The 12752-nt window shown below is 41.1% G+C and carries 7 protein-coding genes; 6 read left to right on the top strand and 1 reads right to left on the bottom strand.

Translation table 11 applies throughout. The features are described 5' to 3' along the window. Positions 1-171: 171 nt before the first annotated feature. The 6 genes from CWD77_RS07955 to CWD77_RS07930 all read left to right on the top strand — a co-directional run bounded on the left by CWD77_RS07955 (position 172) and on the right by CWD77_RS07930 (position 11870). The gene (locus tag CWD77_RS07955; RefSeq protein WP_101073038.1) at positions 172-3291 is read left to right on the top strand and encodes a SusC/RagA family TonB-linked outer membrane protein; all 3120 of its coding nucleotides are present in this window, start codon (positions 172-174) and stop codon (positions 3289-3291) included. 18 nt (positions 3292-3309) lie between these two features. Next, the gene (locus CWD77_RS07950) at positions 3310-4755 is read left to right on the top strand and encodes a SusD/RagB family nutrient-binding outer membrane lipoprotein (RefSeq protein WP_101073037.1); all 1446 of its coding nucleotides are present in this window, start codon (positions 3310-3312) and stop codon (positions 4753-4755) included. A gap of 240 nt (positions 4756-4995) precedes the next feature. Next, a complete protein-coding gene (locus tag CWD77_RS07945) occupies positions 4996-5565 on the top strand; it encodes an RNA polymerase sigma factor (RefSeq protein WP_165779109.1) in 570 nt (189 codons plus the stop codon). Positions 5566-5857: 292 nt separating this feature from the next. Further along, the gene (locus CWD77_RS07940) at positions 5858-6880 is read left to right on the top strand and encodes a FecR family protein (RefSeq protein ID WP_165779108.1); all 1023 of its coding nucleotides are present in this window, start codon (positions 5858-5860) and stop codon (positions 6878-6880) included. 8 nt (positions 6881-6888) lie between these two features. After that, entirely contained in the window at positions 6889-10482 is a 3594-nt protein-coding gene (locus tag CWD77_RS07935) for a SusC/RagA family TonB-linked outer membrane protein (RefSeq protein WP_240596735.1), read from the top strand. 53 nt (positions 10483-10535) lie between these two features. After that, positions 10536-11870 carry a SusD/RagB family nutrient-binding outer membrane lipoprotein gene (locus CWD77_RS07930; RefSeq protein WP_240596734.1) on the top strand — a complete coding sequence of 445 codons (1335 nt, stop codon included), beginning with the start codon at positions 10536-10538 and terminating at the stop codon, positions 11868-11870. Positions 11871-11877: 7 nt separating this feature from the next. Here CWD77_RS07930 and CWD77_RS07925 read toward each other — a convergent pair whose 3' ends face one another. After that, positions 11878-12744 carry a methylated-DNA--[protein]-cysteine S-methyltransferase gene (locus tag CWD77_RS07925; RefSeq protein ID WP_101073033.1) on the bottom strand — a complete coding sequence of 289 codons (867 nt, stop codon included), beginning with the start codon at positions 12742-12744 and terminating at the stop codon, positions 11878-11880. Positions 12745-12752 lie beyond the last annotated feature (8 nt).

The raw sequence follows: 12752 nt of genomic DNA, 5'->3' as shown, positions 1-12752 counted from the left end.
CATTGATAATGATTCAGATATTGGTGAATATTGAGAGTGTTATATTCAGTAAGAACTCACATTTACTGAAACTGCTTAAATAAAAAATGATGGGAAAAAATCGGAAAGTAAGCTCAATTCAACTTTCGAACTCTCATATCATCTAAATAGAAACATATAAGAAGGAGAATTATGCAAAAAGTGCTACGATTCAAATTACTCTCTTTGCTCGGTATTTTCTTCCTGTTATCCGCCTCACAGGCCTTTGCACAAGGTTCTGTTTCCGGTACGGTAACAGATGCAGAAACCGGCGAAGAATTGATAGGTGTGAATGTGGTATTACCCTCACTCAACATCGGTGACGCAACAGGATCTGACGGAACTTATCTGCTTACAGATGTTCCTGAAGGTGAATACCGTATTGAAGCTCGATACGTCGGTTTTGAAACAGTTCGCCGCACTATTACAGTAGAAGATGGCCAGGAAACCATCGTTAATTTCGAAATGAGCGCTGCTGTTGACGAACTGGGCGAAGTGATTGTAACCGCCTTCGGTGTGGAAAGAGAAAGCCGGTCTATCGGCTATTCCATCCAGGACGTAAGTGCCGAAGACATTGGACGTGCCGGCTCTGACAACCTTTTGGGTGCACTCCAGGGGCAAGTATCCGGTGTTCAAATTAATCAAGGTGGTGGTGGTGCCGGCCAGGGAATGCAAATCTTCATTCGAGGATTTAACTCTCTTGACCCAACCGCAGATAACCAGCCTCTTTTTGTTGTAGATGGAGTGCCTATCGACAACTCTACCACTGAAGCCTCTATCGGAGTCAGAGGTATGTCTAACAGAGCCATGGACTTAAGCCCTAATGATATTGAATCAATTTCAGTTCTTAAAAGTGCTCCAGCTACCGCTCTGTACGGCGTACGTGCTGCAAATGGCGCTGTCATCATTACAACTAAAAAAGGAGAGGCTGGGGACATTCAAGTTGACTTCGCACACAGCATCAGCCGCGAAGATGTAATTAACCAACCTGACTACCAGGATGTTTATGGGCCCGGTTTTGGTTTCTCATCTGCACCCGATGGATTCTGGCCAGCATGGGGAGCACCATATAGTGAGACTCCCGAATTGACCTACTATAACAATTGGGAGAACTCCATGAGAACCGGGATTGGTATTAACAATTCAGTAAGTGTTTCCGGTGGTACAGAAAACGTCACTTTTTATACTTCTATTTCTAATTCTAACAATAGAGGTATTCTCCCGAACAACGATTGGGACAGAACTTCTATCCGGGTTTCCGGTGAGTTGTTTCAAGGACCTTTAACTGTAGCAGCTAGTGCTAACTACATCAACTCGGGTGGTAGCCGGGTACCATTTATTAACTTTATGGCGCGTCTTGCTTATTGGAATACAAGTGCTGATGTAACAGACTGGAGACACGAAGATGGCACCATGAAATCTGACAGCCGCGACGGAAGAGGATCTGGACGAAATCCTATTTATGATGCCGAAATAAATACATATGAAGATGACGTTAACCGCCTCATTGGTAATCTCAGAACATCTTATGAGTTTGCAGACTGGTTGTCTCTTGAGTACATGTTGGGTATAGATACCTATTCTGATGAACGTACCGACATTGAACCCGGTCCGCGGGGATTAGAAAATGAATTCGTTTGGAGTAACGTTGGCGGATATCGTCAAGAAGGACGCATTTCCAGTACTGATTTATCTTCCAACCTTGCTGCTAACATCAATTTAGATCTAACGCAGGACATTGGAATGAGTTTACGTGTGGGTAATGATATTTTTGATAGATCATCTAATACTGTGCGAGCTAGAGGTGAGCGATTTTCAGCTAGTGAATTCAATCATTTTAGTAACGCAGCGAATATCAGCATTTATCAAAGATTATCACAACGTCGATTAATTGGTCTTTATGGGGACCTAAATCTTGATTGGAATGACGTTTTATACTTGAATGTAACTGGCCGAAATGATTGGACTTCTACACTTCCTAAAGATGAACGCTCATTTTTCTATCCATCAGTTAATCTAGGGTATGTGTTCAGTGACATGATTGAATTACCAAACTGGATGACGTATGGTAAATTCCGAGCTTCTTATGCAGAGGTGGGTAAAGATGCCCCTCCATATTCAACTCAAGACGTTTACGTTGCACCATCTATTTTCCCACTCGATAGTCAGATTGGATTTACCAAAGGAGCTACTATTAACAGTTCAGATTTAAAACCAGAAAGAACAACTTCATCTGAACTTGGTTTTGATTTACGATTCCTGAATAATAGATTAGGTTTCGACTTCACATGGTATAAGGCAAACAGTAAAGACATGATTATTCCTGTACCTGTTTCAAACGCTACAGGATCTTCTCAGTTTATAACTAACGCCGGTGAAATTGAAAACAGAGGAATTGAACTTTCTGTTAGAGCTACTCCGGTTGAGACCCGCGATTTCCAATGGAATATCAATTCAAACTTCACCCGAAACCGCAACGAAGTTGTGGCAATCCGTGATGGTGTAGATGCGATTTTCCTGGGACAAATTTCAGCCTACATTAACAATCCGTTTATGCAGCTGATACCGGGTGAATCTTATGGAGCCATCTGGGGCACCCATTATGCTCGCTACGGAGCGGATCCCGAGTCGAACACAATAGACACCAGTCTTCCAATTATCATTGGCGACGACGGATTTCCTGTTGTAGAAAGTGATCCGAAAATTGTAGGTGATGCTACACCAGACTGGACAGCGAACTTATTCAACCAGTTCAACTATAAGTCATGGGACTTCTCCTTCAACATTGACATTGTTTACGGTGTTGACAAATACAACAAACTGGATAACTGGGATGCTGCTTTTGGTCACACAACCAAAACACTCAACAGAGAAGATTATGTTGTGTTTGACGGCGTTTTAGAAGACGGTTCTCCCAACACTCAGGAAGTTTGGCTGGGACAAGGAGTGGATCCTGAAACAGGACGCAATTACGGAGCAGGTTACCACAGAAACACATATCGTGTTGCTGTAGAGGAATCAACCGAAGATGCTTCATACGTTAAATTGCGAAGCGTGGCTCTCGGTTATACGTTACCGCAGTCTGTACTCGAAAATATACCGTTTACAAATATTCGGGCCGGCGTGAATGCTAACAACATTCTGCTTTGGACTCCCTTCTCACAGTACGATCCTGAAGCGTTCGTAAGTTCAGGAAGTAACCTGGTGGGTTTGGTTGATCTGGCATACCCGGGTACAAGAAGCCTGACGTTCTCACTTAATTTCTCCTTTTAATCCATGAGGTATTACACAATGAAACATTCAATAAAATTACTTTCTGTATTTGTATTGACTACACTCATGGCATTAGGGTGTAGTGATTATTTAGATATTAATGATGACCCGAACAATCCGACTTCAGCACCTATCGGGGCACTTTTATATCAGACAACATTTGAAACCACTCGTAACACACAGCGAGTCGGTTCTACTACTTCATTCTTTGTTCAGCACTTTGCATCACCAAACCAGGCCTCAAGTACGGATATCCATGAGTCTGTTTCTTACGGCGGAACATGGTCTAATCTTTATTTTAATATTGGTGACCTTAATGAAATAATTAAACAAGCCGAAGAAGAAGATTCGCCTCACTATAGTGGGGTAGCCAAAGTATTACGTGCTTATAACCTTGGGTTATTAGTAAATATGTTTGGTGACGTTCCATATTCAGATGCTTTCTCTCAGGAGTCACTACAACCTACCTATGACAATTCTGAAGATATCTATGAAAATATTCTTCAGGATCTGAGTGATGCCGTTACTGAGTTATCAGCTACTGAATCAACAGCTTCTCCTAGCGACGGAGATATGATTTATGGTGGTGACCTTACAGCCTGGACGCGCACTGCCTATTCATTGCAGGCACGATTCCTGAACCACTACAGCAAACTCGGCAATTATGACCCAACAGCCGTTTTAGAAGCTGTAGATAATGGGTTTTCCGGAAATAATGAAGACTTCGAAATGGAGTTTTTTGACGAAAGCACTGCCAGCCAGAATCCATGGTACCGGGTTGCTGTAAATAACGCGGATCTGCTTCTTGGCGGATGGTTATCTGAACAAACAGTTAATCAACTGAACGGTGACACATACGGTGTTGAAGATCCAAGAATTGAATTCATCACTGAACCTGTTTCAGATGAAGAGGACCCACGATTTGGTGAATATGTGGGTACCCGTAACGGTGCAGGTCGTGGCGAAGATCCTGAACAGGGTGTACGCGCTGTTCTTGCCGTAGACTCATACTATGCATCAGGACCAACCGCTCCCCTGGAGAATATGACCTATGCCGAGTTAAAATTCATTGAAGCTGAAGCGGCATTGGCTGCAGGCGGACAGGAAGCTCGTGCATATGCTGCATACGAAGAGGGCATTCGTGCTCACATGGAAAAACTCGGTGTTGAGCAAGCTGATATCGACGCCTACTGGAGTGATCCAGTTGTTTCCGTTGGCTCAGCCAATCTAACCATCGACGAAATCATGAAGGAGAAGTACATCGCTACTTTCCTGAATCCTGAAACATGGAATGATGCACGCCGATACGACTATCAGTATGCTGATTTTGAAGCACCGGAAAACTCAGCACTTGGTGGTGAGATGATCCGATTGGTACGCTATCCCGACTCTGAACTTCAGAGAAACGAGGCAAACGTGCCTAACCGGTCTATGACTGATCGTGTATTCTGGGATGCTCAGTGATTCACTGAATAAAGCTTAGAAACTGAACGAAGCCCGATCTCTTCACTGAGGTCGGGTTTTTTTATTTTCAATAAGCTAGAGTATCAGGTTTTTCAAAAGCATTTTTTCCCAAAAAAGATGGTGCATTATTAAAGCCAAAAAATCTCCTGCTTTGGTAATCTTAAGAGCCACATAAACTTAATGTTTGAATATTGTCCGGATTTTAACCAATATAGTGAGTGGTTAACCAAAATATTTCATATGCGAGATTTTGATACAGATAAATTATTAATTCAACTACGCTTGGGTGACGAGCAGGCATATGAGAAAATTTATAGCCGCTACCATAAACGGATCTACTGTTTTGCATTTTCATATCTAAAAAGCCGCGTGTTATCAGAAGATGCCGTCCAGGTTGTGTTTATCAAGCTTTGGGAAAATAGGAGCTCAATATCATCGAACATAAAAGCTTTTCTGTTTACAACAACACGCAATCATGTGTTAAATATGATTCGAAACCAGAAAGGGAAAGTGTTGAAATCCATAAAGTACGAGCAGCAAAAAACTTCCAGCTCAAATCAACCGGAATATATTGTCCTTTATTCACAGTATCAGGCTATCCTGGATAAAGGGTTGGAACAACTTTCTGAGGGGAAAAGAGAGATTTTTAATATGAAATCTAATTTGGGACTAACCAACAGTGAAATCGCGAACGAGCTGGGAATCACAATTCACACTGTAAAATCACAGTATTACCAAGCTTCAAAATTCATAAGAGAGTACCTCAGCCGCCATGCGGGGATTAAAACAAATAAAGCCAAACACAGTTAGCTTAGTAAACTCAGTTCGAGTTATAAAATTTTCAATTATTTGGCTTTAAGTTTCCCCAACAAGGCGTTCCGAGCCGCAACCGTTTCCCGGTGATGCGAAATTTTGAGGTCATTATTAAACACTCCTTACTTGATGTCTCGCTGATTAATTCGTCTTGCCAATTATAAAAGCACTCTCCTTACGGCCATGATATGCCCATATTTCCAGGGTAATGAAAAAAATTTATAAATCTCGCCATACTTATGCCCTCGGCGTGTGTCTTACTTATAAATCACATCAAAATTACTATTTGTTGAATAAACAACTACTTAAAAAGTTTTTTAGAAATCAGTGTAACTCTGAAGAGTTGGAGCAGGTTTACGATTGGTTTAAAACGAAGGAAGGTGCCGAGTATCTTGAAATGAAATTAGAGCAAGATATGCATCATTACGCAGAAGAAGAGAATCTACTGCTCTTCCCAGATGTCCCCACGGATCGAATGCTTCAAAATATTCGAAAAAAAAGATCCAAAAGTATAAATAAACAGGATGATTTTAAATGGATCATACGAGCTGCAGTTGTACTATTGTTTTTTACCATCCTGGGTGGCAGTTATTTAATCCTGCAGCATTCAAATCCTGTGAGTGAGCAAACAGCTAAGCAGGTGTACAAAACCATATCAACTCAAGAAGATCAGCACAGGTTAATGACTCTGTCTGATGGCACACAAATTAGATTAAATTCAAATTCTTCAATTGTTCTGCCTGAGGTATTTTCTGACAATGTGAGAGAAGTACGTCTTAAAGGGGAGGCTTGGTTTCAGGTCGCAGAAGATAGTTCCAAACCATTTATTATTCAGGCTGATAAAGCTCAAGTGAGGGTTTTAGGAACTGAATTTAATGTAAAAGTAGATACTCTTGCCCGCAATGTACAAGTAGCAGTGACCGAAGGGAAGGTTTCGCTCAATAATGTAAATCGAAGTGAAAACAGAGCGATTCTTACTAAAGATACTTTTGCTCTTTACAACCTTCAAAATGATGAAATTCTGATTGAGCAAGCGCCGGTTATAAACTATTTAAGCTGGATTAATGGAAGGCTCACATTTTACAATGATCCCTTATGGCAGGTAAATCGTTTTCTTGAAAGAAAATACAACGTTCGAATCCGTTATGACCAACAGCACATAGGCAAACTTGCATTAAGCCTGGATGTAGCTGCGAAAGACCTTGAATCTATACTCGACATCATCGCCAATACACTGAATCTCCAGTTCAGCTATAATCCGGATAGGAATGATGTTTTATGGACAAAACCCAATAACCCAATCAACTCTTAATCTCAGATATGATGAAAAAAGCTACACTTATAATAATTGAGTGGCTGCAGATAGGATTGTGCACCATCATAATCGGGCTGATGTTTTCATTTACTTCAAATGCAAACTCCCTTGCTTCGACTATGAATATGGCAGACAATTTAATGTTGCAGCAACAGCAAACTGAAATGTTATCTCAACTGTATGTCTCTAAATCAGACAGTGAAAATCTTCGGATTTCAATCCATGTCGAAGACAAACCGTTAATCGATATTTTACACAAGATTGCTGAAGAATTGAATGTTGGTATTTCAATTAATACAAAAGCTATAGATGACACGAATGTCACATACAATGTGGATGATAAATTGATTTACGAAGTTCTCAATGATCTGTTGGAGGGAACCGATCTAAGCATCATGCTCAGCGAGGATCAAAAAACCCTCATCCTCTATGAGAAGGAAGTGGAGGTTGCGGAGGAAGTTGAACTATTTCAGGGCTCCATCACAGGTCGAGTAACAGATTCTGAAAATGGTGATCCTCTCATTGGAGTAAACGTTGTTATTCCGTCATTAAATATCGGAGATGCTACGGGCTCTGATGGTACATATCTTTTAGCAGATATTCCGGAAGGGGAATACCGCATCGAGGCCCGTTATATCGGGTATACAACCTCCCGCCGCACCATAACAGTAGAAGATGGCGAGGAATCCATAGTCAATTTTGAAATGAGCCAAGCTGTTGATGAACTCGGAGAAGTGGTCGTCACAGCTCTTGGTATAACTAGAGATCAGCGATCCATCGGATACTCTACTCAATCTGTATCGAGTGAAAACATAACCTATGCAAACGAGAAAAATGTAATCGGTTCCCTGGCAGGTAAAATTTCCGGTGTGCAAGTTGTCGGTTCATCCGGAGCAAGCATGGGAGGGACACAAAAAATTAAAATTCGGGGTGTAAACTCTATCGGCGGAGGAGGTGAACCACTTGTAGTTTTAGATGGAACACCAATTTCAAATGCCAATTTTGCAGGTAGTACCGGACGAGATTATGGTAACCTTGCCCAAGATGTAAACCCAGAGGATGTCGAATCCATAAACGTTCTAAAAGGACCCGCAGCTTCTGCTCTCTATGGTATTCGGGGTCAATACGGTGTTATTATGATAACAACCAAAAAAGGTGCAAAAGACTCCGAAAGATTTACTGTTGAGCTAAACGCAAGTACATCTATTGATCGTGTTGGAAATTTAATGCCTCTTCAAAATAAATACGGCGCCGGAAGTATGCAGACTTTTCCTACTCTTCCCAATGGAGACCCATACGTGCAAACTAACTATGATGAAAGTTGGGGACCAAGAATGGACGGAACACCAGTCAGACATTACGACAGTTTCTATCCACAAGATCCAAGTTATGGAGAACTACGCCCGTTTGATCCACAACCGGATAATATTAAAGATTACTATGAAACCGGTACTAATTTTAGTCAGGGTGCTACCATTTCAGGTGGAGGAGAAAACACTCAGCTTCGCATTAGCTTTAACAATACTAGCATAACTGGTGTAGAACCTAATACTGAATTACAGAGAAATAATGTAGGAGTAAGTGCCGGAGCAGATATGTCTGACAAATGGAGTGTTTCGTCAAATGTCAACTTTGCTACAAATAGTGCACGCAGACCTTCACAAGGCGTACAGGCCGGCTCAAGATATTTTGGCCAGTGGTTCCAAAGAAATATCGATATGAACAGGATGAAAGACTACCGCTATGAGGATGGGACCATAAAACATTGGAATTTAACAGGATTGCGTACTGCTGAAGGAGAAGCAGCACACTTCAACCCACTCTATTTTAATAATCCCTATTTCAATGCTTATGAAAATATTGGCGAAGATAGTCGCACAAGGCTTTTTGGAGATATAGGAACTACTTATCAACCAAGCGAAGTTTTGTCAATCAGCGCTTTCGTTCGATCTGATATGTATACACAGAATATTGAGAGCCGGACTGCTTTTGGAGGAACCGGTACCCCCTCATATTCTACAGGTAAGTATGAAAACCGCGAGATGAATTATGAACTGCTTGCACAATATGAAAATCGCTGGGGAGAATTCTCACTCGATGGTAGTCTTGGAGCAAATATCTATGATCGCAAATATTCATATGTATCACAATCTACTTCTGGCGGTTTATCCGCACCCGGGTTTTTCAATATTGATGCCTCAATTGACAGACCAAATACAAGTTCTTATCTACTTCAGAAAAAAATCCTGAGTGCCTATGGCTTGGCATCATTTGGATATATGGATACATATTTCATTGACGTATCACTTCGAAATGATAAATCTTCTGCACTTCCCGAAGACAATAACTCCTACTGGTATCCTTCTATTTCAGGTAGTTTTGTTTTTAGTGAAGTTGTTGATTGGGAGCCTTTAACACTAGGTAAACTGAGAATGAGTTATGCACAGGCTGGGTCTGACCTTTCTCCATATCAAACCACTCAGTCTTTTGTTGTTGGAACCGAATATGGATCAATCAGTACATTAAGACTCCCCGGCACACTAAACAATCCTAATATTGAACCTTCGTTTTCACACTCATATGAAGCAGGCTTCGATCTCGATTTTTACAGCCGATTCGGTATAGAATTTACATGGTATACACAACGTAATGAAAACCAGATTATTAATCTGGATATATCAGGTACCAGTGGATATGGCGGAGCTACAATTAACGCAGGGTTGATCGAAAATTCCGGGATAGAACTCAGCTTAAACGCTACACCAGTTCAAACCCAAAGCTTTACATGGGACGCCACATTTAACATCAGTCGAAACCAAGGTGAAGTTGTAGAACTTTATCCAGGTATCGACGTTTATGGCTACTCATCTACAACATATTCTGGAGTTACAACCTATTTAGATTCTTTTGAAGGCCAACCTTTCGGAAGTATTGTTGGCCAGGCATACCAAAGGGATGAAGACACAGGACAAATTCTAGTAGATGAAAATTTTATACCACTCTACACAGAAGCAACTCATGATTTCGGCAGTGCAGTCCCAGACGCAACTGGCGGGCTTCAGAACTCATTTTACTATCGTAATTTTCAGTTAAGCGCCATGATTGACTTCCAAATCGGCGGGCAATTTTTCAGCAGAACTCAATCTTTAGCTGACCGAACTGGGCAATCAGAAAAAACGGCTGCTTTAAACGATCTAGGAAATAACGTACGCGACCCCGTTGATGAAGGCGGAGGCGTTAAGGTAACAGGTATATCCGCTGAAACTGGTGAAGAAGTTACTGGTTATGCGGATGCCAAAACTTATTATGGCATCTTGGGGCAGCGTATTGCAGAAGAGTATATCTATGACTCATCCTACATCAAGCTTCGGGAAGTTAGACTAGGCTATACATTCGGTTCTAATATTTTGGGTCATTTGCCAATTCAACAGCTAAATGTTGCTTTAACTGCAAAAAATCCATTTATGATTTGGCAAGACGCACCAAAAGGGTTAGATCCTTCCGAATTATCCTCCGGTAGTCAGGCAATAAGCTGGTACGAATCCGGACAACTTAGCACCGTTCGTTCATTCGGAATTGATCTTAATCTCACTTTTTAAAATTTACTACCATGAAAAAAATAACCTTATTATTCTTTACAGTAATTTTGTTCGTGAGTTGCGATTTAATCGAGTTAGATGATGATATCAATAACAACCCAAATTCGCCTAGCGAAGCATCCGCTCCGCAACTACTCGCAAATGCAATGCGCTACACATACGATACAAGTTCAAACACTTCCGGCCAATTTTTGGGACAGTATATGTCTGAAACACAATATGTTGTAGCATCACTGTATCCTCAGGAGGGCACGAGCTTCTATGGCTGGTATCAAAACCCATTGATTAATGTTGAAACTGTAATTAATACAGCTTCTGCTGATAATCAATTAGCTGTAGCTAAAATTCTTAAAGCTTACTTCTTCTGGCACGTAACCGACCGATGGGGAGATGTACCATTTTCGGAAGCATTAAATGGAGGAGATAATATTACCCCTGCCTATGACACACAGGAATCAATCTATAATAATTTATTTGAACTCTTAGAAGAAGGAGTGAATCAGATTGATGAATCCACATCTCTGAGCAGTGATATAATGTTTGGTGGGGATATGGCAAAATGGAGAAAATTTGGAAACTCATTAAAACTACTAATTGCACTACGCCTTTCAGAAGTTGATGAAATTAAGGCTGAGGATCAATTTAATGATGCACTTTCCTCTCCAATTATCGATTCCATAGATGATAATTTCGCTTATCAACACTTAGATGACCAAAGCAACGAAAACTATTGGTATAATCAGGTTGAACGCCAATCGAGAGAATGGTGGGCACTTACTGAAACATTAGTCAACATTATGGAACCCGTAGATGACCCAAGGCTTTTAGTTTATGGTGAACCTGCTAGAACAGATGGGGAATACCGTGGGCTACCAATTGGTTCAGATCCTGTTAGTGAAAATACAGAAGCGTTTTCACTGATCGGTGAAGATATTAGAAGGCAAGATGCTACAATCCATTTGGTAACTTATTCTCAAATTCTGTTTGCAAGAGCAGAAGCCGCTGCACGTGGGTGGACAACTGAAGATGCTGAAGATCTTTACAATCAAGCTATCACACAATCAATTATCCAGTGGACTGGGAGTGATGATGATGCAACAGACTTCCTCTCGCAACCAGATATTGCATTTGATGTATCAACTGCAATCGAACAGATTGCCACCCAACGATATGTTCATCTCTTCTTAAATGGATATGAGGCTTGGGCAGAATGGAGACGTACAGGTTTTCCCAATTTTGTTACTTCCGGTGGAAATGATGTACCCACCCGTCAGGCGTACACTTCTGAAGAATCATTCAATAATACTGAAAATTACGAAGAAGCTATCCAGAGACAATTTGGAGGTGAAAATACACTCTATGGAAAAGTTTGGTGGGATGTCAACTAAAAATCCCTCATAAATTCCTTAACTCAAAGCCCGTCTCCTTTTTGGAGGCGGGCTTTTTATTTCCAGCTAACTCTCTTCCCACCATCGCTGCTTTTCTCACACTTCCCCACCGATAATTACCAATCAACCCGCTTGATGCAATCACTCTGTGACAAGGAATGATAAAGGCCACCGGATTTTTCCCAACTGCCGATCCCACAGCTCGAGATGCTTTGGGTCGACCGTTTATTCCGGCCAAATCCCCATACGTGGTTAACTCTCCTTTAGATAAGGTGAGTAGAGCTCTCCAAACACTTAACTGAAAAGGTGTGCCTTTGACATGAAGATTCAACCTTTTCTCATTGGAATCACCGGCTTTCTCTTGAAAGAACTTCAATGCCTCTTTGTGAAAATCATGTTGTTCATTGATCACAAAAGATCCCGGAAACGCCCTTTTTAATAGGTCCGCTCCTGAAGCAGGTTGATCTATGAATGAAACATAACAGATCCCTTTTCCTGAGGATGCGATCAAAATATCACCGTACATCGTTTGAGACGAACTGTAAAAGATTTTTAATCCATTTTGGAGATCGGCGGGTTTTATCGGTTCTATTTCAACATAGCGATCCGGACTTATTTCTGGCTCAGATTTCTCACCATCAAACATATAATCGAAAAGTGTGACGGCCCCATCCATTTGCGATTTGATAAAAGCAGGTTTTAAACATTTAAAAAACACAGCAGGATCTGCACCCGCCCATTCTTCAAATAATATTTTTAACTGAGAGGAGTCCAAACCCACATGTGCTGCAGCTCTATCCGGCTGAAAATCTTCTCTCGAGCTTTTCAGATAAAACTGAATGACTTTTTCTATTTGATGATAATCATCGTTCATGGTGGAAA

This window comes from Rhodohalobacter barkolensis (assembly GCF_002834295.1).
GTDB classification, from domain to species: domain Bacteria; phylum Bacteroidota; class Rhodothermia; order Balneolales; family Balneolaceae; genus Rhodohalobacter; species Rhodohalobacter barkolensis.
Note: the sequence above shows the minus strand (reverse complement) of the source record. Positions and strands in the feature narration are given on the sequence as shown.